General features: G+C 46.4%; 23 protein-coding genes. 13 read left to right on the forward strand and 10 right to left on the reverse strand.

Annotation, left to right across the window (positions count from 1 at the left end):
• Positions 1 to 48: 48 nt before the first annotated feature.
• Positions 49 to 432, reverse strand: coding sequence for an SET domain-containing protein (locus tag SEDOR53_RS0116085; protein WP_026770627.1), 384 nt, complete (start codon positions 430 to 432; stop codon positions 49 to 51).
• A gap of 77 nt (positions 433 to 509) precedes the next feature.
• Between SEDOR53_RS0116085 and mgtE the strand changes: the two genes are divergently transcribed.
• Both mgtE and SEDOR53_RS18360 read left to right on the forward strand, forming a co-directional pair.
• Positions 510 to 1,901, forward strand: a complete 1,392-nt coding sequence (gene mgtE, locus SEDOR53_RS0116090) for a magnesium transporter (protein ID WP_026770628.1) — start codon at positions 510 to 512, stop codon at positions 1,899 to 1,901.
• A 185-nt stretch (positions 1,902 to 2,086) separates the two neighbouring features.
• Positions 2,087 to 2,521: an FKBP-type peptidyl-prolyl cis-trans isomerase gene (locus SEDOR53_RS18360; RefSeq protein ID WP_051416707.1), complete on the forward strand. Its 435-nt coding sequence runs from the start codon at positions 2,087 to 2,089 to the stop codon at positions 2,519 to 2,521.
• A 1-nt stretch (position 2,522) separates the two neighbouring features.
• Here SEDOR53_RS18360 and SEDOR53_RS0116100 read toward each other — a convergent pair whose 3' ends face one another.
• The 3 genes from SEDOR53_RS0116100 to SEDOR53_RS0116110 form a co-directional block, all read right to left on the reverse strand.
• Positions 2,523 to 4,409, reverse strand: coding sequence for an ABC-F family ATP-binding cassette domain-containing protein (locus tag SEDOR53_RS0116100; protein ID WP_026770629.1), 1,887 nt, complete (start codon positions 4,407 to 4,409; stop codon positions 2,523 to 2,525).
• A 134-nt stretch (positions 4,410 to 4,543) separates the two neighbouring features.
• Positions 4,544 to 4,939 carry a hypothetical protein gene (locus tag SEDOR53_RS0116105; RefSeq protein ID WP_026770630.1) on the reverse strand — a complete coding sequence of 132 codons (396 nt, stop codon included), beginning with the start codon at positions 4,937 to 4,939 and terminating at the stop codon, positions 4,544 to 4,546.
• Between the two features lie 99 nt (positions 4,940 to 5,038).
• Complete coding sequence (locus SEDOR53_RS0116110; protein WP_026770631.1) at positions 5,039 to 5,656, reverse strand: GNAT family N-acetyltransferase; 618 nt, start codon at positions 5,654 to 5,656, stop codon at positions 5,039 to 5,041.
• A gap of 99 nt (positions 5,657 to 5,755) precedes the next feature.
• Here SEDOR53_RS0116110 and glmS point away from each other — a divergent pair, with 99 nt between their 5' ends.
• The gene (gene glmS / locus SEDOR53_RS0116115; RefSeq protein ID WP_026770632.1) at positions 5,756 to 7,594 is read left to right on the forward strand and encodes a glutamine--fructose-6-phosphate transaminase (isomerizing); all 1,839 of its coding nucleotides are present in this window, start codon (positions 5,756 to 5,758) and stop codon (positions 7,592 to 7,594) included.
• Positions 7,595 to 7,613: 19 nt separating this feature from the next.
• Positions 7,614 to 9,839: a DUF4954 family protein gene (locus SEDOR53_RS0116120; protein WP_026770633.1), complete on the forward strand. Its 2,226-nt coding sequence runs from the start codon at positions 7,614 to 7,616 to the stop codon at positions 9,837 to 9,839.
• Between the two features lie 12 nt (positions 9,840 to 9,851).
• On the opposite strand, the gene SEDOR53_RS0116125 is transcribed toward SEDOR53_RS0116120, so the two are convergent.
• The 3 genes from SEDOR53_RS0116125 to SEDOR53_RS0116135 form a co-directional block, all read right to left on the reverse strand.
• Positions 9,852 to 11,027 carry an MFS transporter gene (locus tag SEDOR53_RS0116125; RefSeq protein WP_026770634.1) on the reverse strand — a complete coding sequence of 392 codons (1,176 nt, stop codon included), beginning with the start codon at positions 11,025 to 11,027 and terminating at the stop codon, positions 9,852 to 9,854.
• Positions 11,028 to 11,188: 161 nt separating this feature from the next.
• A complete protein-coding gene (locus tag SEDOR53_RS0116130) occupies positions 11,189 to 11,785 on the reverse strand; it encodes a porin family protein (RefSeq protein ID WP_026770635.1) in 597 nt (198 codons plus the stop codon).
• Between the two features lie 85 nt (positions 11,786 to 11,870).
• Positions 11,871 to 13,118, reverse strand: a complete 1,248-nt coding sequence (locus tag SEDOR53_RS0116135; RefSeq protein WP_026770636.1) for a metallophosphoesterase — start codon at positions 13,116 to 13,118, stop codon at positions 11,871 to 11,873.
• 153 nt (positions 13,119 to 13,271) lie between these two features.
• Between SEDOR53_RS0116135 and SEDOR53_RS0116140 the strand changes: the two genes are divergently transcribed.
• Genes SEDOR53_RS0116140 through dapB form a run of 5 tightly spaced genes read left to right on the forward strand, consistent with a single transcriptional unit; the run spans position 13,272 to position 17,117 of the window.
• A complete protein-coding gene (locus SEDOR53_RS0116140; protein WP_026770637.1) occupies positions 13,272 to 13,952 on the forward strand; it encodes a metal-dependent hydrolase in 681 nt (226 codons plus the stop codon).
• 23 nt (positions 13,953 to 13,975) lie between these two features.
• On the forward strand, positions 13,976 to 14,776 hold the full coding sequence (locus tag SEDOR53_RS0116145; RefSeq protein ID WP_026770638.1) for a ParA family protein: 801 nt from the start codon (positions 13,976 to 13,978) through the stop codon (positions 14,774 to 14,776).
• A gap of 27 nt (positions 14,777 to 14,803) precedes the next feature.
• Entirely contained in the window at positions 14,804 to 15,730 is a 927-nt protein-coding gene (locus SEDOR53_RS0116150; protein WP_026770639.1) for a ParB/RepB/Spo0J family partition protein, read from the forward strand.
• A 7-nt stretch (positions 15,731 to 15,737) separates the two neighbouring features.
• Positions 15,738 to 16,349 (forward strand): DUF5683 domain-containing protein, encoded by a 612-nt coding sequence (locus tag SEDOR53_RS18735; protein WP_051416708.1) that lies wholly within the window; start codon positions 15,738 to 15,740, stop codon positions 16,347 to 16,349.
• 51 nt (positions 16,350 to 16,400) lie between these two features.
• Positions 16,401 to 17,117 carry a 4-hydroxy-tetrahydrodipicolinate reductase gene (gene dapB, locus SEDOR53_RS0116160; protein WP_026770640.1) on the forward strand — a complete coding sequence of 239 codons (717 nt, stop codon included), beginning with the start codon at positions 16,401 to 16,403 and terminating at the stop codon, positions 17,115 to 17,117.
• Here dapB and SEDOR53_RS0116165 read toward each other — a convergent pair.
• Positions 17,112 to 17,681, reverse strand: a complete 570-nt coding sequence (locus SEDOR53_RS0116165) for a hypothetical protein (protein WP_157576865.1) — start codon at positions 17,679 to 17,681, stop codon at positions 17,112 to 17,114. The genes dapB and SEDOR53_RS0116165 overlap by 6 nt on opposite strands.
• 69 nt (positions 17,682 to 17,750) lie before the next feature.
• On the opposite strand from SEDOR53_RS0116165, the gene SEDOR53_RS0116170 reads away from it, so the two are divergent.
• Positions 17,751 to 18,158: an Rrf2 family transcriptional regulator gene (locus SEDOR53_RS0116170; protein WP_026770642.1), complete on the forward strand. Its 408-nt coding sequence runs from the start codon at positions 17,751 to 17,753 to the stop codon at positions 18,156 to 18,158.
• A gap of 14 nt (positions 18,159 to 18,172) precedes the next feature.
• A complete protein-coding gene (locus tag SEDOR53_RS18370) occupies positions 18,173 to 18,913 on the forward strand; it encodes a DUF3575 domain-containing protein (RefSeq protein WP_051416709.1) in 741 nt (246 codons plus the stop codon).
• On the opposite strand, the gene SEDOR53_RS0116180 is transcribed toward SEDOR53_RS18370, so the two are convergent.
• Positions 18,910 to 19,863 carry an NAD-dependent epimerase/dehydratase family protein gene (locus tag SEDOR53_RS0116180; RefSeq protein WP_026770643.1) on the reverse strand — a complete coding sequence of 318 codons (954 nt, stop codon included), beginning with the start codon at positions 19,861 to 19,863 and terminating at the stop codon, positions 18,910 to 18,912. The genes SEDOR53_RS18370 and SEDOR53_RS0116180 overlap by 4 nt on opposite strands.
• A gap of 84 nt (positions 19,864 to 19,947) precedes the next feature.
• On the opposite strand from SEDOR53_RS0116180, the gene kdsA reads away from it, so the two are divergent.
• Positions 19,948 to 20,802, forward strand: a complete 855-nt coding sequence (kdsA, locus tag SEDOR53_RS0116185; protein ID WP_232214796.1) for a 3-deoxy-8-phosphooctulonate synthase — start codon at positions 19,948 to 19,950, stop codon at positions 20,800 to 20,802.
• 8 nt (positions 20,803 to 20,810) lie between these two features.
• Here kdsA and SEDOR53_RS0116190 read toward each other — a convergent pair whose 3' ends face one another.
• Positions 20,811 to 21,032, reverse strand: a complete 222-nt coding sequence (locus tag SEDOR53_RS0116190; RefSeq protein ID WP_026770645.1) for a PspC domain-containing protein — start codon at positions 21,030 to 21,032, stop codon at positions 20,811 to 20,813.
• A gap of 204 nt (positions 21,033 to 21,236) precedes the next feature.
• Here SEDOR53_RS0116190 and SEDOR53_RS0116195 point away from each other — a divergent pair, with 204 nt between their 5' ends.
• Positions 21,237 to 23,507: an aconitate hydratase gene (locus SEDOR53_RS0116195; protein ID WP_026770646.1), complete on the forward strand. Its 2,271-nt coding sequence runs from the start codon at positions 21,237 to 21,239 to the stop codon at positions 23,505 to 23,507.
• Positions 23,508 to 23,545 lie beyond the last annotated feature (38 nt).

Below are 23,545 nucleotides of genomic sequence, written 5' to 3' on the forward strand. Positions count from 1 at the left end.
AAACGATAACAGGAAATCAGGATGTAGGCACCCTATCATCCTGATTTTTTATTTCGCTTCAAACCAGATAGGTTTTTCATTGTCCGGATCCGCATTATAATTGATGAAGAGCTCATCTCCTGCTGCAATGGGTTTTACTGTAACGATCTTCATTGTATCTGCATCGAAGTCCATTTCATAGACACAGTTGGCATTGTATGAATGATTGTAAAGAGATAAGTAGCCTAGCGCTACACATGCGCCTTTGAAATCATCGCCCCATTCGAAAATATAATCGTACAGGAGGGTTGCTTCTACCTTCTGCCTGTCTTCCACTCCCAGCACGAGTACCGGGGATATTTCCACTACCGTGCCGGGAGCGATGGGCTCGGAAGCGAATACGCCTCTTCCGCGGTTATCCGAAGGTGCAATATGAAGAATAGGTAAAATCATACTATTGCAAACTACAAAGTTCCATCAGAACCCCCAATTCCCTTGCTGTAATTGGTAATTCCCCTTAAATTGCGGCCATGTCACTGGAACTGGAACAACCCGGCCTTCAAGAACAGTTTGAACAACTGATTGAAAAAGAAGATAAGCTGGAGATCAGGGAATTCCTTGATCACCAGAATATCAGTGACGTGGCCGAACTCATCAACGCCTACCCGGAATACGAAGCGCAGATCATTGCCAATATGGCCATCCACCGGGCATCCAGTGTATTCAAGATCCTGGACATTGCCCAGCAGAAAGACATCGTAAAAGAACTGCCTTCTTCCAAGACCGCCGAATTGCTCAACGAGCTCCCAGCGGATGACCTTACCGACTTCCTCGAAGAATTACCCAAAGCCGCCATACGCGACCTCATTAAGTTGCTCGATCCCGAAGAAAGAAAGATCACGCTTTCTATGCTGGGATACCCGGAAGACAGTGTGGGCCGTTTGATGACGCCCGATTATGTATATGTATTCGCCGATAACACCGTTACGGAAGTGTTCAGCACCATCCGAAAACATGGTAAGAACAGCGAAACCGTAGACGTGATCTACGTGATCAATGATAAGGGTGAACTGGTAGATGATATCCGTATCCGCGATGTGATCCTCGCATCGCCAGAGAAACGCCTCATTGAGATCATCGATGGAAGAGTGGTATCGCTGAATGTGAATGATGACCAGGAACATGCAAGCCAGGTTTTTAAAATGAATAACCGCGTGGCACTGCCCGTGGTAGACGACAATAACATTTTACTGGGCATTGTTACCATCGACGATATGTTGTGGGTGGCCAATGAAGAGTTCAGTGAAGACATACAAAAAATAGGTGGTACCGAAGCATTTGATGAACCTTACCTGGATATACCCTTATTGAAATTGTTCCGTAAAAGAATTGGCTGGCTGGTAGTGCTTTTCCTTGGCGAAATGCTTACGGCTACCGCCATGGGTTATTTTGAAGACGAGATAACCAAAGCCGTGGTGCTGGCCCTTTTTGTACCCCTGATCATTTCCAGCGGCGGCAACAGCGGATCGCAGGCATCCACGCTGATCATACAGGCCATGGCCGTAGGCGAGATCAGTCTGGCCGACTGGTGGCGCGTATTAAGAAGGGAATTATCGAGCGGCTTATTGTTGGGAGGTGTGTTGGGTATCATTGGATTCGTTAGGGTAGTTGTATGGCATTCCATCGCCCCCACTCTTTACGGTCAGCACTGGATGCTGATTGCTTCCACCGTAGGGTTTTCCCTGGTAGGCGTTGTATTATGGGGCACCCTTTCCGGTTCCATGTTACCTATTGTATTGAAGAAGCTGGGTGCCGACCCCGCCGTGTCTTCTGCCCCGTTCGTTGCCACACTGGTAGACGTAACCGGGCTCATCATTTACTTCTCCGTTGCGTTCTTCTTCCTGCAGGGGATACTTCTTTGATCCGTATTTCCTCTTCATCCCGAGCGAGCGAAGCAAGTCGAGGGAGCTGCTGAGCAACTTTTTCTCGTCATCCCGAGCGCAGCCGAGGGATCTGCCCGAGTGTTCATCAGGTCCCTCGACTCGCTTCGCTCGCTCGGGATGACGAAAAGAACAAGCCAACAATATTATCTTTGCACAAAAAACATATGGGTGTTGCAGATCAATTAGCACAAATGAGAGCCGAAAAAGCGGCCGCCAATTTGAAAGCAGGACAAGATTTCCTGGCCGGAAACAAACAAAAGCCCGGCATAACCGAATTGCCCAGTGGCTTACAATACGAGGTCTTAACAGAAGGCAATGGTGAAAAGCCCAAAGCACACAATGAGGTAACCTGTCATTACCACGGCACACTCATCAATGGAACGATATTCGATAGTTCTGTACAACGCGGGCGCCCCGCTTCTTTCCCGCTGAACATGGTGATCAAAGGATGGACCGAAGGATTACAATTGATGCCCACCGGAAGCAAATGGCGTTTTTATATTCCGTCTCACCTGGCTTATGGTGAGAGGCAGGTAAGCGCAGAGATCGGTCCGAACAGTACCTTGATATTCGATGTAGAACTGATCAGCTTCAAATAAATCATTGCAGTTCGCTCAACTCGAGCCAACGCATTTCTTTTTCTTCCAGCAACCGGTTGATCTCGATCATCCGGTTGCTTATTTTTTGCAGTTCTTCAAAAGGCAGTTTAGCGTTGCTCATCTGGTTGGCGAGCGCATGTTTTTCTTCTTCCAATAAAGGCATTTCTTTTTCCAGCAACTCGAATTCCTTTTTTTCTTTGAAGCCCATTTTCTTTTTAGTCGATGCGGAAGCAATCTGGGATTGTGCAGCAGGCGTTGTTGCTTTAGACTCCGTTTCTTTTGCAGCAAGCTCTTCCTGCTCTTTCAGCCAAAGCCGGTATTGTGTATAGTTACCGGGAAAATCGCGTACTTCACCATTACCTTCAAACACAAAGAGATGGTCTACCAGCCTGTCCATAAAATACCGGTCGTGCGAAACAATCATCACACATCCCTGGTATTCGCTCAGAAAACGCTCCAGCACTGCCAGCGTGGGCAGGTCGAGGTCATTGGTAGGTTCGTCCAGTACAAGGAAGTTGGGATTGCGGAACAAAATAGTCAACAATTGCAGTCGCTTCCGTTCACCACCACTCAAAGAAGATAAATAAGTGTACTGTTTATCGGGTGAAAAAAGAAAGAGCTCCAAAAACTGTGCGGCGCTCATGCTGCCGCCTTTGGCCAGGGGAAAACTTTCGGCAAATGTTTTCACATATTCAATCACCCGAAGGTCTTCTTTGATCACCAACCCCTGCTGTGAAAAATTGCCGAATATTACTGTATCGCCTATGTTGATTTTACCGCTGTCGGCAGATTCGATCTGTTGCAAAATGTTCAGGAAAGTAGATTTACCTACACCGTTCTTACCAATGACACCGATACGTTCTCCTTTGCTGAAGGTATAATCAAACCCTTTCAGGATCGCCAGCTCACCGAATGACTTGTACACTTTTTTCATCTCTATCACCTTCCCTCCCAGTCTGCTCATTTTCACCTGTAGTTGTAACTGCGCGTCTTCTATTTTTTGTTTGGCACGGGTTTCTACTTCGTAAAAATTATCCTGCCGGCTTTTACTTTTGGTAGTACGTGCCTTGGGCTGCTTGCGCATCCATTCCAGTTCCTTGCGGTATTCATTCCGGGCTTTGTCGATACTGGCCTGCTCGCTTTCCAGGCGGGCCGCTTTCTTCTCCATGTAATTCTCGTAATCGCCTTTGTATACGTACAGGTTCTCACGTTCGAGTTCCCATATTTCATCGCTCACGGCATCGAGAAAATACCGGTCGTGCGTAACCAGCAGCAACGTAACATTTTCTGCATTCAGGTAATGCTCCAGCCATTCGATCATTTCAACATCGAGGTGGTTGGTAGGTTCATCCATCATGAGCAAAGTGTGCTTATGCTCAAAACCAATATCGATAAGGGTTTTAGCCAACGCTACGCGTTTGCGTTGCCCGCCGCTCAGTTCATTCACCGGGTTTTGTAAATGATGGATATTGAGCTTACCCAGTATCTGCTTCACTTTGGCTTCAAAATCCCAGGCGCCGAGATCATCCATCCGGGTAATGGCATCTGCTATCTGTATACCGTCTTCTGTTTCCACCGCCGCCTCATATTGCCTGATGGCGAGGATAACGGGATGGTTGAGATGGAAAATATTCTCCAGTACTGTTTTGTTCTCATCAAAACGCGGGTCCTGCTCAAAAAGGGCGATGGTAACGTCTTTGTGTACCCATAATTTCCCTTCATCAGCCGTTTCCTGTCCGGCTAAAATGCGCAACAATGTAGATTTGCCCACCCCATTGCGGGCAATCAGCGCCACTTTATCGCCTTCGTTGATGTGAAATGAAATATTACTGAACAGGGGATTGACACCATAACTCTTGGTGAGCCCTTCGGCCGAAACATAATGCATGCCGCAAAGATACGGTGCTTCGGCAGAACGGGCACCTGCTTACACAACAAGACAGCGCCTGTTCAGCACTGCCTCGCCGGTTATGTTCATCAGGATATAAGATATTTCAGCGGAACGAATAGTATGATGCTGTATCAGAATGCCGGGGCCACTTGCAATCCCCTGGCCAGCTGGCGCAAACTCCTCTTAGCATGCCAGAGTCGGTACAACCGGATACCCAGCAGCAGCACAATTGTAAACAGGATGTACAGTAAAACGGAATTGATGAATCCCAGCTTCAAAACCGGTATGACCCCGGTTACCATCAGCACCACGTAAGCTGCCAGGGTAAACAAACCGATCTTGTTGTCGAGCTGCTGTCCGCCTGTGGCATATCGTTTCACAATCTCCTGTTCTAATTGACGATTCTCCGTTTCCGAGAATTGGTTCATGTGTACTTTGATGATCCTTTTCTCCATTTTAAACAAGCCGATTTCGTGTGCAATCTGTTCTATATCAGATGCAGTACTGATGATGATTTTCTTTTCCATAGCGTAGGTGTTGAATATGTCATCACGCAAAAGTAGCAAGGCGCCATAGGTTCCACAAGGGGAAAATAACCCATTTTAGCAGCGTGTTTTCCCCCTTTTTTACCCTCCGCCCCCCTCAACTCCCAATTTATCTTCAAGTTTTTCTTTCACGCCCGGCCATTCTTCTTTCACGATGCTCAACACAATGGAATCCCTTCTCCCGCCTTCCGCTTTGGGCATGTGACTTCTAAGAATACCTTCCGGCTTGCATCCAATGCTTTTCATGGCAGCGATGCTGCGCGCATTGTTGCTATCTGCCCTGAACTCTACCCTTTCCATACCCATCTCTTCAAAAGCAAATCGCAATAAAAGGTATTTACAGTGTTTGTTCAGCCCCGTTCCCTGGAAAGCTTTGCCATACCAGGTGAAGCCCAATTGCAACGTACGATAAGGAAGGTTGATATCATAAAACCGCGTACTGCCGGCATATTGCTGTACACGCTTATCAAAAACAATAAAAGGGTATTCTTTCTGGTTTTCACGCCCCATCATGGCCAATTGAATATAATCCTGGAGATTTTTTTCTCCTGCCGCTTTTTGCAATGAAAACTGCCAGATATCGGGCTCATTCTGGGAAAAAATGCGCAGATTTGCGCAATCGTTTGCGCTAAGAGGACGCAAGAGCACGCAATCATCCTCCAAAATGTAGTCTTTCGAAAAATCAAATGTGTAATGCATTGGAAATATTTATGGTGTGGAACGATCTTTGCCCCAAATTGCGAACCATTCTGAGCAGTAAAATAACTAAACTTGTAACCTAATACAACTTAAAAATTTATGTGTGGAATTGTAGGATATACCGGGCCGAGAGAAGCCTATCCCATCTTATTAAAGGGACTGAAGAGACTGGAATACCGCGGATACGACAGCTCGGGTGTTGCTTTACTCAACAGCAATGGCCTCAACGTGTATAAGAAAAAAGGAAAGGTAGCCGAGATGGAAGAAGACGTGATGGGTAAAAACACCCACGCACATATTGGTATCGGCCACACACGCTGGGCTACACATGGTGAACCCAGCGATCGCAACGCGCATCCGCATCTTTCACAAAGCGGTCAACTGGCTATGATCCACAACGGCATCATCGAGAACTACATGCCCATCAAACAGGAACTGATCAACAAAGGCTATACTTTCAAAAGCGATACCGATACCGAAGTATTGCTGAACTTCATTGAAGACATCAAAAAGAACAACAACTGTTCACTGGAAGAAGCCTTGCGTATAGCGCTGAAACGTATCGTTGGCGCCTATTGTATCCTGCTCATCGACCAACACGATCCTGAAACCATCATCGCAGCAAGAAAGGGCAGTCCGCTTGTGATTGGCATTGGCAAAGGCGAGCATTTCCTCGCCAGCGATGCTTCCCCCATCATCGAATATACCAAAGAAGTCGTTTATGTAAACGATTATGAGATCGCTATCGTAAGGCCCGACGAGCTGATCTTAAAGAACCTGGGTAACGAAAAGCAATCACCCTTCATTACAAAGCTTGATATGGAACTGGCCGCCATTGAAAAAGGCGGATACGAACATTTCATGTTGAAAGAAATACATGAACAACCGGACACTATTTTCGACTGTTTACGCGGGCGGTTGCTGCCGCAATCCGGACAGATCATCATGAGCGGAGTAGATAACCATATCGACGCATTGAAAAATGCACAACGTATGCTGATCGTAGCCTGCGGTACCAGTTGGCATGCCGGCCTGGTAGCCGAATACCAGATAGAAGAATTATGCCGCATTCCTGTAGAAGTGGAATACGCTTCTGAATTCCGGTACCGCAACCCGGTAGTGAACAAAGGCGATGTAATCATTGCTATTTCACAGAGTGGCGAAACCGCCGATACATTGGTAGCCCTGGAAAGCGCGAAAGCTAAGGGCGCTTTCATCTTTGGCGTGGTGAATGTGGTAGGCAGCAGCATTGCACGCTTAAGTAATGCAGGCGCTTATACGCATGCCGGCCCGGAGATAGGCGTTGCCAGTACCAAAGCGTTTACCGGCCAACTCGCCGTGCTCACCATGATGGCACTCAAGATCGGTTATGCAAAAGGATCCATCACCGAAGCGCGTTACCTGCAATTGATGCGCGAACTGTATGAAGTGCCGGAAAAAGTAAAAGAGATACTGAAAGACACCAGCAATATCCAGCGCATTGCTGCTAAATACAAAGACGCTACCGATTTTCTGTTCCTCGGAAGGGGTTATAATTTTCCCATCGCCCTTGAAGGTGCACTCAAACTGAAAGAGATCTCTTATATCCATGCCGAAGGCTACCCGGCCGCGGAAATGAAACACGGCCCCATTGCACTGGTAGATGAAAAACTGCCGGTGGTTTTTGTTGCCACGAAAGACTCTTATTACGAAAAGATCGTTTCAAACGTACAGGAGATCAAAGCAAGAAAAGGAAAAGTGATCGCTGTAGCAACGGCCAATGATGAGATCATCCCAGGCATGTCGAACGATATCATGTTCGTTCCCGATGCAGATGAAGTGATCGCACCCTTGCTGAGTACCATTCCGCTGCAATTGTTGAGTTATTATGTTGGCGTGGCCAAGGGACTGGACGTAGATAAACCCCGCAACCTGGCCAAGAGTGTTACTGTTGAATAAAACAATATAAGCATACTGCATGCCTCAGAACATCATTACCAAATCTCCGCTTGCGGCATTGGGGTACGGTTTTATCAAAGACACCTACCTGCCCAAAGGGAAAGATGAATATTACCTGCGCAATAAACAGAACCGCAACGGCATTACATACCGGCAGCTTACCGCTTATGAGATTGAAATGCTGGTACGCAATGGCAATACCAGCGACAACTGGAATCACTTATTGGTTTCCGATGCGTTCAATCCGGAGTTGGTAAAGAATTGCAAATTCTTCGGCCTTGTGCGCATTGGCAAGCTGGAGCCCCTTTGTCTCAGTTTCAGCGACCTGCAAACGCCGGTAGGCTTGTACAATTCCACCATCATCAGTTGCGATTTCGGCGATAATGTGGTAATCAATAATGTAGAATACCTCTCGCATTATATCATTGGCAATGAAGTGATCATTGTGAATGTAAATGAACTGGTAACAACGAATCACGCCAAGTTCGGCAACGGCATTGTAAAAGAAGGCGAGCTCGAAGATGTACGGATATGGATGGAGGTCTGCAATGAGAATACCGGCCGGCGCGTGATGCCTTTCAATGGCATGCTGCCCGGCGATGCCTTTTTATGGAGCCGTTTCAAAAACGATAACGCGCTACAGGAAAAATTCAAAGCATTCACAGAAGACCGCTTCGATAACAAACGCGGTTATTATGGCAAGATCGGCGACCGTACCGTGATCAAGAACTGTAAGATCATCAAAGATGTATGGGTGGGTACCGATGCTTATTTCAAAGGCGCCAACAAGTTAAAAAACCTCACTGTTAATTCGGGGGAAGAAGGACAAACACAAATTGGTGAAGGTTGTGAGATCGTGAATGGTATCATCGGTTTCGGATGCCGCATATTCTATGGCGTGAAAGCTGTTCGTTTTATCATGGCTTCTCATTCGCAATTGAAATACGGCGCGCGACTGATCAACTCATACCTGGGTAACAATGCCACCATTTCCTGTTGCGAAGTGTTGAACTCACTGATCTTCCCCGCCCATGAACAGCACCACAACAACTCATTTCTTTGTGCAGCGCTGGTCATGGGACAAAGCAATATCGCCGCAGGCGCTACCATTGGCTCTAACCACAACAGCCGCGGTGCCGATGGCGAGATCATTATGGGGCGCGGATTCTGGCCCGGTCTCTGCGTGAGCCTCAAACACAATTCCAGGTTCGCCAGCTTTACCATTCTTGCTAAAGGAGACTATCCTGCCGAGCTTGACATACCTTTTCCTTTTTCATTGGTGAGCAATGATGTGCATAACGACCGGCTCAACATTATGCCGGGTTACTGGTTCCTATACAATATGTATGCACTGGCCAGGAATGCCTGGAAATACGTAGACCGAGATAAAAGAACCGAACGCATCCAGCACCTCGAATACGATTACCTGGCGCCCGATACCATCAATGAAATGTTCCATGCACTACACTTGCTGGAAACAGCCACGGGCAATGCTTATTACAAAGTACACCATCCGCAGAAAACAGTTACACAGGAAGATGCCCGGACAACCGGCAAACAACTACTGCACGGAGATCCAAAACTCGTGAATCAGTTGGAGATCACGATAGAAGGCGTTGAAAACAGCAAGCGAAAAACCATACTTACCAAAGTAACGCAGGCTTATACGTTGTTTACCGATCTCATTTACTATTACGGTATCACACAATTATTACAATTACTGAAACAACAGAAAGCCGCTTCTTTAGAATCATTCATCTCTTCGCTCCCAGCCAAAACTGTCCGTACCAAATGGACCAATGCCGGCGGCCAGCTCATTGCTGCAGATGAGCTGCAGCAATTAAAAGAAAGAATCAAATCGGGCAGGATCAGGTCTTGGGATGAAGTACACGATTATTATGCTGCACTGGGCGGCAAATACCCTCAACAAAAAATGAACCACGCCCTGGCATCCCTGGCAGAGATCACCGGAAAGCCTTTACGGAAAATCGACAACCACGTTTTTAATAACCTGTTGAACATGGTCATTACTACACAGGAATGGATCACCAAAGCGATTTATGATTCAAGGGCAAAAGATTATAACAACCCTTTCCGGAAAATGGTGTATGAAGACCTGGCGGAAATGAACGAAGTGATTGGCAAACTGGAAGACAATGGTTTCATCAAACAACAACTGGCATCACTTGAGCAGTTCAAGAAAGAAGTAGCCGACATACGGAAAACATACAAATTGAAACCATAAGAGCAAACAGCATCAGGATTGACCTATATCAGGCGCTGGAATAAACAAGAAAAAATAAATCAATACAATACCTGCAGCCATTGCTGAAACCAGGAATGTAGCCATCGCTCCGTATTGAAACCAAAGATATCCTGCCAACGCACTCGCCAGCATTGTACAAATGCTTTGAAAACCGGAATAGACACCTATTGCTGTTGCCGTATCTTTCTGACTGGCGATATTACTGATCCAGGCTTTGGATATGCCCTCCGTGGCAGCTGCATACACTCCGTATAAAAAGAATAAACCATAAAAAATAAACCTGCTTCGGGAAAAACCCATGCCTGAATAAACCACAACAAAAAGGAACAAACCAATCAGGAACATTTTTTTCAATCCAACCTTATCACCCAGGATACCTATTGGAAAGGCGCACACGGCAAAAATCAAATTGTAAAAGATATATACGGTGATCACCTCACTATCATTCATCCCCGACTGCCTGATCTTTAATAACAAAAAAACATCCGAGCTGTTCGCCAATGCAAATACAAGCAGGCCGATCACCAGTCTTTTATATAAAACAGGGCTTATCTTCCAATAATGCAAAAAAGAAAAGAACGCCATTTCCCCTCTATGACCGATGCTTTTTTTATCCTTTAATAACAAGGAACACAATACTGCCAGTAACCCCGGTGCAAAAGCAATGATGAAAAGAGGTTTGTACTCGCCCGGATGCCACTGCAGATACGCAAGCGCCAATAATGGGCCGATGACAGCCCCTACGGTATCCATGGAACGATGAAAGCCGAATATTTTTCCTTTTGTTGCAGGAGTCGCCTCATCGGACAGTACAGCATCCCTGGCGCCCGTACGCAAACCCTTACCCAGCCTGTCAATAGTTCTGGCAAAAAATATCCAAACGGGTGCAATGAGTAGCGCCATCATTGGCTTGGATAAAGCGCTTAACGCATACCCCCCTTGCACAAAAGGCATCCGGAGCCCTTTATGATCTGATAACCTGCCGAAATATCCTTTGCTCAGCCCGGCTATGGCTTCAGCAACACCCTCCAACATTCCGATCAACACAATTGAGAAACCAATGCTTTTGAGGTATAATGGCATTACCGGGTACAACATTTCACTGGCAATATCTGTTAATAAACTTACCAATGATAAAATCCAAACTGTTCGAGTTATTATTTTCATTCAGTTATATTAGATCAAATCCTCAGCATTACCACTTTTGGTTTTCGATAAAATATAAAACGTACCCTCTGTTACCAAATAAATATAACCCTTGTTTTCCGTACGTACAAAAAGAAAGCGCCTTGAATAAGGCGCTTTCTCATTTTATGACTCAACTGTAATTAGAACCGGAGTCCTATACCCATCTGGATCTGTTGATTGGTCCATTTATCCTGGTTGCCCACATCGTTCAGGTTCTTCAGACCGATGTTGTAACGGCCGTAGATACGCAGGAAATTAAAGTTCAATTGTGCACCTCCTACGAGTGAGAAGTCGCCGTCCTTGAACGCCGCTTGTCCGTTCTGAACAAAGTTTTTATCCTGGTTAATCAGGATACCGAATTGTGGTCCCGCATTCAATGTAAGCATCTTGCCAACATTGTAGCGCAACAAAATTGGTATAGCCATGTAATCCAGTTTGATCTTCTCATCCTTACTGGTTGCTGAATTGACGATGGTTGGATACAGGTTATCAAAATTGGTACGCTTGGTAGTGGTCTGGCTCCACAATACTTCAGGTTGAATACCCCATTTCTTGTTGAAGTCGATTTCTGCAAATGCACCTACGTGATACGACAGATCAAATCCATTATTGAAGGATTGTCCTGTTATTTTAGTCAGGTTGGTACCTGCTTTCACACCCAGCCTGAATCCGCCTTGTGCAAAGGCGCCTGCTGTAAAAAGAATGAAGGTGGCTGCTACTAAAAAAATCCTTTTCATAAGTCCCTGTTTTGTTTGATGTATTCTTTTCAATGACCATGCCAGAAATAGCAAGGATATCCTAAAACGTATAAATGTCAGTTACTTATACCAGCTCAATGACGGTGATTTCAGGTAATATACCTACTCTTCCCGGGTAACCGATGAAACCGAATCCGCGGTTCACGTATAATTTTTGTTTACCGTCTTCATACAATCCGGCCCATTCTTTGTACATCCATTGTACCGGACTCCATTTGAAATAAGGATTTTCTACTCCGAACTGCATGCCATGCGTATGTCCTGCCAGCACCAGGTCAATATCAGGATAATGCGGTTTGATCTCCGCATCCCAGTGACTGGGGTCATGACTCATTAATATCTTGAATGGAATTTTTTCTGTTCCGGGATAAGCGAGGTTCATTTTACCGTATTTCGGAAACCGGCCTTTGGCACCCCAGTTCTCTATGCCTAATAAAGCAATTTGCTGTCCGTCTTTTTCCAATAGCACATGTTCATTCATCAACAATCGCCAGCCCATATCGGCATGTACTTTTTTCAGCGCTTCCAGGTTGGCAGTCTTAACGGCTTCGGAAGGCCATGAAACATAATCGCCATAATCGTGATTGCCCAATGTACTGTAAACTCCCATGGGTGCCTGAACGCGGCTGAAAAGGTCTTTATAATCATCCATTTCAACAGCCCGGTCGTTCACCAGGTCGCCCGTGAACAGGATGATGTCTGCCTTCTGCAGCAAAACCATGTTCACCCCATGCTCCACTGCCTTTTTATCCTGGAAGCTGCCGCTGTGTATATCGCTGATCTGTACCAGCTTCAATCCGCGGAAGGCTGGTGGCAGGTTATTGAATTTCAACCTCACCTTTAGTACCTGGTAATTGTATTTGTTGCTGAAGCCATATAAAAGCGTGCCAAACAGTCCGCCCCCGATACCCAACCCCACCCAACTGAGAAAAGTGGAGCGGGGAATACTGCTTGTCTCATCCATATACCGTACGCCCATATCGGGGAATATTTTTGTCATGAGCCATAAAGACCCGCGGCGGAGGTCATCGGCCAGGAAAAACACCGAGCCCAGTATTTTGGCAAAGAACAAACCCACCAATATTGAAAAAATATAATTCCGGAACACCCTCGAGGTCTGCAGGGCCTGCACATAAGGAAAACTCAAAATAGTGGCCAGCGTTAAGGCAGATATCACCCAATAAGCAATATGAATGACCATACGGGTCTTTTCAGAAGCATTCTGAGACACGATCCTGAGCGCCTGGTACACATACAGGTCCAGTAAAAACATCACCAGGGCTATGATCCACCAGGTAGTTGCGTTTCGCATAAAATAATCATTATAAGGTACTTCAGGGCTGACGTATGACGGATAAAATTATTGTAAAGCCCTGCTAATTCTTAATTCCGCACAATTCCATTTTTAGGTATCGTTTCCTAATCACAAACCCGTATTTTTGGCGACTTCCAAAGTCTCGATCAGATGAAACTGACTTATTACGGACATTCCTGTTTCTCAGTGGTTATCAAAGGTAAAAAGATCCTTTTTGATCCGTTTATTACGTATAATGAACTGGCCAAACACATTGATCCTGCGCAAATTGATGCTGACTATATTTTCCTGTCACACGGCCATGCCGATCATATAGCCGATTGCGTGAGCATTGCCACCCGCACAGGCTGCCAGGTAGTAGGCAATTGGGAGGTACACGAATGGTTAAATAAGCAGGGTATTGAGAAAACGCATCCCATGAATACGGGCGGCAAATGGCATTTCGATTTTGGTACGGTTAAATGTGTGGTAGCACAACACAGCAGCGGCCTTCCCGACGGTAGTTATGGAGGAAACCCCATGGGATTCCTGTTCACTACCGGCGAAGGGAATTTTTATTACAGCGGCGATACCGCCCTTACGCTCGACATGCAACTGATCCCCTCATGGGTAAAGCTCGATTTTGCAGTGCTGCCCATTGGAGACAATTTTACAATGGATGTGGCCGATGCCATCCGCTGTGCAGATTTCATACAATGCAACCAGGTAGTGGGTGTACATTATAATACTTTTGGTTTTATAAAGATCGATACTCATGAGGCGCTGGCTGCATTCAAGGCCGCAGGAAAGAATTTGTTACTGCCCGGCATAGGAGAAACCATCGAATTATAGTGATATAAAAATATAGAAGACACATGGCGAGAATTATCGGGATTGCCAATCAAAAAGGAGGCGTGGGAAAAACCACCACTGCCATTAATGTGGCAGCCAGCCTGGCAGTGCTGGAATTTAAAACCCTGTTGGTAGATGCCGATCCACAAGCAAACAGCACTACCGGCGTGGGATTCGACCTGCACAATATCACCAGCAGCCTGTACGACTGCATGGTGAATAATACGCCCGCATCGGATGTAATATTGAAAAGTGAAGTACCCAACCTGGATGTGATCCCTTCTCATATTGACCTGGTAGGCGCCGAGATCGAAATGATCAATTACCCCAACCGTGAGAACGTGATGAAGGGTATCATCGATGTGGTGAAAGACCGGTATGATTTCATTATCATCGACTGTTCTCCTTCACTCGGACTGATTACGGTGAATTCCCTGGTGGCTTCTGACAGCGTTATGGTACCTGTTCAATGCGAATTTTTTGCTTTGGAGGGATTGGGTAAACTACTCAACACCATCAAGATCGTTCAGAACAGGCTGAATCCCGAACTGCAGATAGAGGGCATCCTCATGACCATGTACGATGGCCGCCTGCGGCTCTGTAACCAGGTGGTGAGTGAAGTGAGAAGGCATTTCGATGAAATGGTTTTCGATACCATCATCCACCGGAACACCCGCCTGAGTGAAGCTCCCAGTGTAGGAAAACCAGTTGTACTGTTCGATGCAGAAAGCAAAGGCGCTGTCAATTACCTCAACCTTGCCAAAGAAATTTTACAGAAGAACGGCATGACCAAAATGTCGAACGAAGAAAGAATACTTGAATAGCATAGTGCGAATTACAAACCGTGTACAATGACTTCACCCAAACAAAATAGCAAAGAGCTCATAGGCAAAGGGCTTCGATCCCTGCTCAATAATATCGATGCCGACCTCAAAACCACTGCCGGTTCTTTAAAGACCGATGTGGTGAACCAGGTAACGAATACCTCCCGTATTCCCATTGGCGATATACAGATCAACCCCAAGCAGCCGCGCCGCGATTTTGATGAACAGGCTTTGAATGAGTTGTCAGCGTCTATCAAATTACATGATATCATCCAGCCATTGACCGTGTCTAAACTGGCCAATGGAAAATACCAGTTGATTGCCGGTGAACGCCGCTTCAGGGCCGCCAAGCTGGCTGGTCTCAAAGACGTACCCGCCTACCAGCGCCAGGCCAACGACAAAGAATTACTCGAATTGGCGCTGTTGGAAAACCTGCAACGCGAAAACCTCAACGCTGTTGAAATAGCCCTCAGCTATAAACGAATGATGGAAGAGCTGAGCTATACACAGGAACAAGTGGCAGAACGCATGGGCAAGGAAAGAAGTACCGTTACCAATTATATCCGTTTGCTGAAATTACCACCCGATATACAACTGGCTGTCCGCAGCGGTAACATCACTATGGGTCATGCCCGCGCATTGATCAGTGTTGATGTAGTGGATAAACAACTGTATGTGTTCAAAGAAATACAACAGAAAGAACTCAGCGTAAGACAAACGGAAGAATTGGTGCGCAAGCTCTACAAAGCCGATAAACCCTATGCTGTTAAATCTTCGGTAAAGTCGGAACTCCCCCCGGCTTACAAAAAGATCGAAGATAACTTAGCTTCACACTTTGGCACCAAAGTAAAATTGAACCACAACAAAAATGGACATGGCAATATCACCATTGAATATTATTCACTGGAAGAGTTCAATAAAATACTCGATGCCATGAATGTAACCGTGAGTTGATCGTTGCATGAAAGCATATCATCGTTTTATATGGATCATCGTTTGCTGCAGTTGGTTCAACTGCCTGCTGGCGCAAACCGATAAAGGATCGGTGAAAGATACAGTTAAGATCAGGAAACACGATCCGCGTATTGCTACCCGCCGTTCTGCGATCATTCCCGGATGGGGACAAGCCTATAACCGCGAATACTGGAAAATACCCCTTGTATACGGCGTGCTGGCCATACCGGCGAGTTTATATTTTTATAACAACAGTTGGTATAAAAAAACAAAATTCGCTTACGAAGCACTTTACAAAGCATCATTGCCCGTTAATCCCGATTCAAGCATGTTGAAGGATATCGATCCGCAGCTAAAAACACTCAGCATCGGCTCTGTACAGAGTTACCGCAACGCTTTCCGGAGAGACCGGGATTATTCCATACTCTGGTTCATCATTGCATGGGGGTTGCAGGTGGCGGATGCTACCGTATTCGGTCACCTCAAACAATTCGACATCAGTAACGACCTGTCGATGGAATGGAGCCCCAAACTCGACCCCGTTACCCGCACACCGGGTCTTGGTTTCACCCTGAACCTCAAAAACAGCTCCTCCCGGAGGCTGGTAGATGTTCGATAAACAGAATAGTGATACTTTCGCAGAAATTTCCGACTTTTTAAATCCCGGTATATGAAAATTGCACTGATCGGTTATGGTAAAATGGGAAAAGCCATTGAAGAAATTGCGCTTGCCAAGGGGCATGAGATCGTATTGAAAATCGATGTCAGCAATGCGCACGAGTTCACGCAGGAGCACCTGTCACGCGCCGATGTGGCCATTGAGTTCACCGGACCACACAGCGCTTTCGATAATGTGATGAAATGCCTGGCATGGGGCGTGCCCGTGGTATGTGGTTCTACCGGATGGCTGGATAAATGGGATGAAGTGAAAAATTATTGCGAAGCGCAAAAAGGCAGCCTCGTTTATGCAAGTAATTTCAGCATCGGCGTAAACCTGTTCTTTGAAGTGAATACTTTTCTCGCCGGACTCATGAACAAACACCCGGAGTATAATGTATCGATGGAAGAGATCCATCACACACAAAAGAAAGACGCGCCCAGCGGCACCGCTATTACATTGGCAGAACAGGTGTTGCAACATATTGCTACTAAAAAACAGTGGGTAAACGAAACAAGTACCGATCCGGAAAAACTGGTGATCATTTCAGAACGCATCGACCCGGCGCCGGGTACGCATAAAATAAAATACAGTTCTCCAATCGATGATATAGAGATCATACATACTGCCCACAACCGCAAAGGCTTCGCCGGTGGCGCCGTGCTGGCAGCAGAATTTGCCGCTGGCAAAAAAGGTATTTTCGGAATGAAAGAAGTGCTGGGCTTATAACTTGATGGCCAGTCCGGCTTTCAGCAACAAAGCATTGGCCGTTACAGGTTGAGAAGTACCCGCCAGGTTGAATCCGGTATAAGCAGCGCCCAGTTCCAGGAACCCGATTTTCCATCCGGCGCCTCCTTCATACAGGAAAGTGCTGCCCGTTACCGTACTGTTATCGTATTTCTGCATGGCAACACCCAGGTTTCCGTTGAGAAAGAGGCCACCAATCAGGTAACGCCGGATACCTACTTTCAATGGCGTTACTTTCAGATGGGAACTACTGCTGGTGAATGCGATACCTGTAGCGCTGGTAGCAATAAAAGTATTGGGGATATTATAGCTGACCTGTCCGAGTGATGCAATAATGAGCGTTTTACCCATACCAATACCTGCGCCAGCTTCGAAACCTACGCCGTTATTGGAAATATTTTTGAAGTCGCTATTGGAAGGGCTTGCATAAGTAAAATTGGCAAAAGCCAGCACTTTAGGCAACTTGGGGCCCGGCAGTTGTGCCGATGCTTTCATAGAAAGAGCCAGGGCCATGCAAAAAAAGGAAAATTGGATTATCTTTCGCATGTTGATGGTTTTGAAAAAGGAAGGTACAGGTTTTCACTCAATCTTTTAATATTTTAAGTTTTCATTAATATGTTGTCAAAAAAAACACAATATGCCTTTAAAGCGCTTACCTTTATGGCAGAGAAGAAAAAAGACGGCCCGGTATTGATCGCTGAAATTGCCAGCAAAAAAAAGATTCCCCTCAAATTTTTAGAAAATATTTTGCTGGAACTGAAAAAGGCTGGCATACTGGATAGTAAAAAAGGAAAAGGCGGCGGTTATTTTTTTAACGTAGAACCTCATAAAATTCCCCTCGCGAAGGTTATGCGTTTAATCGAAGGTCCTATTGCATTATTGCCTTGTGTAAGTCTCAATTTCTATGAAAAATGTGCCGACTGCAACGAAAAGAGATGCGGTCTGAACAGGGTCATGATCGAAGTGCGCGATAACACGCTGAAAGTGCTGGAGAATAAAACGGTCGCTGATCTTATTGGATAAAGAACCCTCCTTATATGAAACAACTTCTTTTCCTGCTGCTTTGCTTCCCTTTGTTTGCCAATGCGCAACTTTTAGGCTTGGGAAGCAACATCGTAAAGGTGAATCTCAGTTCACTGGCCCTCAAGAATTATAGTTTTTCTTTTGAAAGAAAAATTTCAAAGCGTGTATCCCTTGTACTCGGTTACCGCACGGAGCCCAAGGGCAGTCCCCCCTTCCAATCGCAATTAGAGAACATCATCAACAGTTCCGATATCAACTTCAGTCGCTTCGAAATTGGTAACACCGCCTGGACACCCGAAGTAAGATTTTACCTGGGCAAAGGCAACATGCGCGGCTTTTATCTCGCGCCCTATATGCGATTCTCCAGTTTCGACATTACTTCACCGGTAAGATATACCACTACGGTAAACGGCAGTCCTTACACTAAGGATGCAGATTTCTCCGGGAAGATCACTTCTACCAACGGCGGATTAATGATCGGTACACAACACCGTTTGTTCAAAGTATTGGTAATAGATATCTGGATCATTGGCGGGCACTATGGTTCCAGTAAGGGTGACCTGAATTTTGTGGCCACTACTCCTCTGAACCCACAGGAACAATCTGTTCTGAAACAGAATCTCGACAATATAAATGCAAAGCCTTTCAAATTCACCAATACCGTGTATGCCGATGGCAGTGGTGCCAAGATCACATCAGACGGCCCCTGGGCAGGGATACGCGGAGCAGGTATCAATATCGGTTTCCACTTTTAAGCGTGGCTGAGGTTCTTCAACATATCCTCGGTCATCTTACTTAAATCATATTCTCTCTTCCAGCCCCAGTCCATCCCAGCTACGCTGTCATCAATACTTTGCGGCCAGCTGTCTGCGATGGCCTGGCGGTAATCGGGCGCATAGATCATCTGAAAACCGGGAACGTGTTTGCCGATCTCTGCAGCGATCTCTTTGGGTGAAAAGCTCATACCCGAAATATTATACGAAGTACGGATGCTGATCTTATCTGCCGGCGCCGCCATCAGCTCCAACGTGGCGCGAATGGCATCGGGCATGTACATCATAGGCAGGTAAGTATCTTCTTTGAGAAAGCATTGGTATTTTTTCTCTGCCAACGCCTCGTGATAGATCTCAACAGCATAATCGGTAGTACCGCCACCGGGAGCCGATTTATAACTGATGAGCCCGGGATAACGCAAGCTACGTACATCCACTCCATAACGATGATGGTAATAATTACACCAAAATTCACCGGCATACTTACTGATACCATACACAGTAGTAGGTTCGATGATGGTTTGCTGCGGGCAATTCTGTTTAGGTGAAGTAGGTCCGAATACCGCAATGCTGCTGGGCCAATATATTTTGTGCAGTTTCTCTTCGCGGGCGATATCGAGCACGTTCAATAAACCCTGCATGTTGAGGTGCCAGGCCAGGTTGGGATTTTTTTCACCGGTGGCCGAAAGGATGGCCGCAAGCAGGTATATCTGTGTGATGTTCTGGCGTATCACCTGTACGTGCAACATTTCTTTGTTCATCACATCGATGCTCACATAAGGACCGGTGCCTTCGAGCAAAGGATTCTGTTCACGCAGATCGGAAGCAATGACGTTGTTGTTACCATATTGTTTGCGCAGCGCCAGGGTCAATTCAACACCTATCTGGCCCGAAGCGCCTATTACGAGTATCCTTTCTTTGGACGTGGACATAGCAGTTGATTTAGAGCGAAGCAAAGAAAGCAAAAATACCCTGAAATAGATATGCCGCTCCATTTACGTAAATTTGCTGCGCCGATGAAATCGGTTGCGCAAAATTATCATCTCATGATCCCTTCTTATCTTTCACAACTTTTCAAACAACAGTCTTATAACCCCGATCAATTTTTCCTCATTGCAGGCCCCTGCGTGGTGGAAAGCGAAGAACTGGTAATGGAAGTAGCCGATAAAGTATCCGCCATCTGCAAAAGGCTGGAAATACCCTATGTGTTCAAAGCCAGCTATCGTAAGGCCAATCGCACCAGCGCCAGCTCTTTCACAGGTATCGGTGACGACAACGGTCTTTCTTTGATCAAAAAAGTAGGCACTACCTATCAACTGCCTACTACATCAGATATACATGCGCATGAGGAAGCGGCCATGGCAGCTCCTTTCATCGACATATTGCAGATACCCGCTTTTTTGTGCAGGCAAACCGATTTGTTGATTGCCGCTGCTGAAACAGGAAAGGTAGTGAACGTTAAGAAGGGGCAGTTCCTGAGTGGTCCTTCTATGAAATTTGCTGTGGACAAGATCAAAAAAGCGGGTAACGATAAAGTGATGCTCACGGAAAGGGGTACTACTTTCGGTTACCAGGACCTGGTAGTGGATTATCGCAATATTCCCTGGATGCAGGAGCACCAGGTACCTGTGGTCATGGATTGCACCCATTCACTGCAACAACCCAACCAAACCAGCGGTGTAACAGGGGGTAATCCACAACTGATCGGCACTATTGCAAAAGCGGCTATTGCCACGGGGGCAGACGGACTTTTCATTGAAACACATCCCAACCCGGCCGTTGCCAAGAGCGACGGGGCCAATATGTTAAAGCTCGATCTGCTGGAAGGATTACTGGAACAGTTGGTAAAACTGCGTAAAGCGGTGATCTGAGACCCGTTTTACAAATTCCTTAGTGGATTCCTCCTTCCCGCCAGGATATAATTTTTTATATTGATCCAGAAAGCCAGGATCATATAAACGATAACAGGAGAGCCCAGCGTAAGAAAGGAAATGTAGATGAACCACATGCGGATGCGCGAACTGGCAATACCTAAACGTTCCCCTATTGCCGAACAAACACCAAAAGCCCTCAATTCGAGAAATTCCCTGATTTTTTGCATACACAATCAATTTACAATGCAGTCCGGGGTATAGCAGAAACCGGACCCAATTTACGTATTTTAACGCTATCAGCCAGCAATAAACAGGCCTAAAAAGGCCCAAATTCTGTTAAAAACAGTTTTCCGTTAGCCCTCGTTTTTTCGTAAATTCGCGGCAATTTCCACCCACCTGTAGCAATAACCTACAAACAATAAACTTCTATTATGGCTTTTGACATTGAAATGATCAAGAAAGTTTACGCCAACCTCCCCGCCAAAGTGGACGCTGCGCGTAAAGCCCTGGGCAGGCCACTTACACTGGCAGAAAAAATACTTTTTGCACACCTGCACAGCGACCAGCAGTTATCGAATTTTGAGAGAGGTAAATCTTATGTTGATTTTGCTCCCGACCGCGTAGCCATGCAGGATGCAACGGCCCAGATGGCTTTGTTGCAGTTCATGCAGGCGGGCAGGCCTAAAGTGGCCGTACCCTCTTCGGTACACTGCGACCACCTGATCACAGCCAGGGTAGAAGCCAAGCAAGACTTACAGGTAGCCACCACGGAAAGCAAGGAAGTGTTCGACTTTCTGTCTTCCGTATCCAATAAATATGGCATCGATTTCTGGAAACCCGGTGCGGGCATTATTCACCAGGTAGTACTGGAGAATTATGCATTCCCCGGCGGCATGATGATCGGTACCGACTCTCATACCGTGAACGCAGGCGGACTGGGCATGGTAGCCATTGGTGTTGGTGGTGCCGATGCTTGTGATGTGATGGCCGGACTGCCCTGGGAACTCAAATGGCCCAAGCTGATCGGTGTAAAACTCACCGGCAAGCTGAACGGATGGACAGCCCCCAAAGACGTGATCCTGAAAGTAGCCGGCATCCTGACCGTAAAAGGTGGAACCGGCGCTATCGTAGAATATTTTGGTGAAGGCGCTACCAACATGAGCTGTACCGGTAAAGGCACCATCTGTAACATGGGTGCAGAGATCGGAGCCACTACTTCTACTTTTGCTTATGACGAAAGCATGAGCCGTTACCTCAAAGCCACTGGCCGCGAAGAAGTAGCTGCCCTGGCCGATGGCATCAAAAATTACCTGACTGCTGATGCAGAAGTGTACCAATCTCCCGAAAAATATTTCGATCAACTGATAGAGATCAACCTGAGCGAACTGGAACCTCACCTGAACGGACCTTTCACTCCCGATCTGGCTACGCCTATTTCCAAAATGAAAGAAGTAGCTGTTGCCAACGGATGGCCTACCAAAATTGAAGTGGGTTTGATCGGTAGCTGTACCAACAGCTCTTATGAAGACATCAGTCGCGCTGTAAGCCTGGCCAAACAAGTACAAGACAAAGGCCTGACCCTGAAAAGCGAATTCACCATCACACCCGGTAGTGAGCAGGTGCGTTTCACTATTGAAAGGGATGGTTTCCTGGATACTTTCAACCAGATCGGCGCTAAGGTATTCGCCAATGCATGCGGACCCTGTATCGGTATGTGGGATCGCGTGGGTGCTGATAAAAAAGAAAAGAATACCATCGTGCATTCTTTCAACCGCAACTTCGCTAAACGCGCCGATGGCAACCCCAATACTTATGCATTCGTTGGTTCACCTGAACTGGTAACTGCTATGGCCATTGCGGGTGACCTCACTTTCAACCCATTGACCGATACCCTCACCAACGATAAAGGCGAGAAAGTAAAACTGGATGCGCCCAACGGTGAAGAGTTGCCGGCTAAAGGTTTTTCAGTAGACGATCCCGGCTACCAGGCACCTGCTGCCGATGGCAGTGGCGTACAGGTAGTAGTAGATCCTGCTTCCAAGCGCCTGCAATTGCTGGAACCATTCCCTGCCTGGGAAGGAACCGATCTGAAAGGGCTGAAACTGCTGATCAAAGCCAAGGGCAAATGTACCACCGACCATATCTCTATGGCAGGCCCCTGGCTGAAATTCCGCGGTCACCTCGATAATATCAGCAACAACATGCTCATCGGCGCCATTAATTATTTCAACGATAAGGCCGACAGCATCAAAAATGAACTAACTGGTGAATATGGTCCTGTGCCTGCCACCCAGCGTGCCTATAAAGCCGCCGGTATTGGTTCCATCGTTGTTGGTGATGAAAACTATGGCGAAGGCAGCAGCCGCGAACATGCAGCTATGGAGCCCCGTCACCTGGGCGTTCGCGCGATACTGGTAAAATCTTTTGCCCGCATCCACGAAACCAACCTGAAAAAGCAAGGTATGCTGGCCCTGACCTTCAACGATAAGAATGATTACGATAAAATACAGGAAGATGATACTATTGATATTGAAGGTCTCACGAGTTTTGCACCCGGTCAGCCGCTGACCATTGTACTGCATCACAAAGATGGCAGCGTTGATAAGATCAGTGTGAACCACACTTACAACCAACAGCAGATCGAATGGTTCAAAGCAGGTGGTGCATTGAACATTATTCGTAAGCAAGTTGCTGCAAAATAAAATTTGACAATTAGCCAATTCGGTAATTAGTCAATGTA

The sequence above is a fragment of the Asinibacterium sp. OR53 genome (genome assembly GCF_000515315.1).
Taxonomy (GTDB): Bacteria; Bacteroidota; Bacteroidia; order Chitinophagales; family Chitinophagaceae; genus Sediminibacterium.

Bases quoted from the DNA above. Each gene is read 5' to 3' on its own strand.
- SEDOR53_RS0116110 (WP_026770631.1), bottom strand. From the start codon at position 5,656: ATGCATTACACATTTGATTTTTCGAAAGACTACATTTTGGAGGATGAT.
- SEDOR53_RS0116140 (WP_026770637.1), top strand. From the start codon at position 13,272: ATGAAACTGACTTATTACGGACATTCCTGTTTCTCAGTGGTTATCAAA.
- SEDOR53_RS0116150 (WP_026770639.1), top strand. From the start codon at position 14,804: ATGACTTCACCCAAACAAAATAGCAAAGAGCTCATAGGCAAAGGGCTT.
- SEDOR53_RS0116105 (WP_026770630.1), bottom strand. From the start codon at position 4,939: ATGGAAAAGAAAATCATCATCAGTACTGCATCTGATATAGAACAGATT.
- SEDOR53_RS0116180 (WP_026770643.1), bottom strand. From the start codon at position 19,863: ATGTCCACGTCCAAAGAAAGGATACTCGTAATAGGCGCTTCGGGCCAG.
- SEDOR53_RS0116190 (WP_026770645.1), bottom strand. From the start codon at position 21,032: ATGCAAAAAATCAGGGAATTTCTCGAATTGAGGGCTTTTGGTGTTTGT.
- SEDOR53_RS0116085 (WP_026770627.1), bottom strand. From the start codon at position 432: ATGATTTTACCTATTCTTCATATTGCACCTTCGGATAACCGCGGAAGA.
- glmS (WP_026770632.1), top strand. From the start codon at position 5,756: ATGTGTGGAATTGTAGGATATACCGGGCCGAGAGAAGCCTATCCCATC.
- SEDOR53_RS0116130 (WP_026770635.1), bottom strand. From the start codon at position 11,785: ATGAAAAGGATTTTTTTAGTAGCAGCCACCTTCATTCTTTTTACAGCA.
- SEDOR53_RS0116145 (WP_026770638.1), top strand. From the start codon at position 13,976: ATGGCGAGAATTATCGGGATTGCCAATCAAAAAGGAGGCGTGGGAAAA.
- dapB (WP_026770640.1), top strand. From the start codon at position 16,401: ATGAAAATTGCACTGATCGGTTATGGTAAAATGGGAAAAGCCATTGAA.
- SEDOR53_RS18735 (WP_051416708.1), top strand. From the start codon at position 15,738: ATGAAAGCATATCATCGTTTTATATGGATCATCGTTTGCTGCAGTTGG.
- SEDOR53_RS0116120 (WP_026770633.1), top strand. From the start codon at position 7,614: ATGCCTCAGAACATCATTACCAAATCTCCGCTTGCGGCATTGGGGTAC.
- mgtE (WP_026770628.1), top strand. From the start codon at position 510: ATGTCACTGGAACTGGAACAACCCGGCCTTCAAGAACAGTTTGAACAA.
- SEDOR53_RS0116165 (WP_157576865.1), bottom strand. From the start codon at position 17,681: ATGCGAAAGATAATCCAATTTTCCTTTTTTTGCATGGCCCTGGCTCTT.
- SEDOR53_RS18370 (WP_051416709.1), top strand. From the start codon at position 18,173: ATGAAACAACTTCTTTTCCTGCTGCTTTGCTTCCCTTTGTTTGCCAAT.
- SEDOR53_RS0116125 (WP_026770634.1), bottom strand. From the start codon at position 11,027: ATGAAAATAATAACTCGAACAGTTTGGATTTTATCATTGGTAAGTTTA.
- SEDOR53_RS0116100 (WP_026770629.1), bottom strand. From the start codon at position 4,409: ATGCATTATGTTTCGGCCGAAGGGCTCACCAAGAGTTATGGTGTCAAT.
- SEDOR53_RS18360 (WP_051416707.1), top strand. From the start codon at position 2,087: ATGGGTGTTGCAGATCAATTAGCACAAATGAGAGCCGAAAAAGCGGCC.
- SEDOR53_RS0116195 (WP_026770646.1), top strand. From the start codon at position 21,237: ATGGCTTTTGACATTGAAATGATCAAGAAAGTTTACGCCAACCTCCCC.
- SEDOR53_RS0116135 (WP_026770636.1), bottom strand. From the start codon at position 13,118: ATGCGAAACGCAACTACCTGGTGGATCATAGCCCTGGTGATGTTTTTA.
- SEDOR53_RS0116170 (WP_026770642.1), top strand. From the start codon at position 17,751: ATGTTGTCAAAAAAAACACAATATGCCTTTAAAGCGCTTACCTTTATG.
- kdsA (WP_232214796.1), top strand. From the start codon at position 19,948: ATGAAATCGGTTGCGCAAAATTATCATCTCATGATCCCTTCTTATCTT.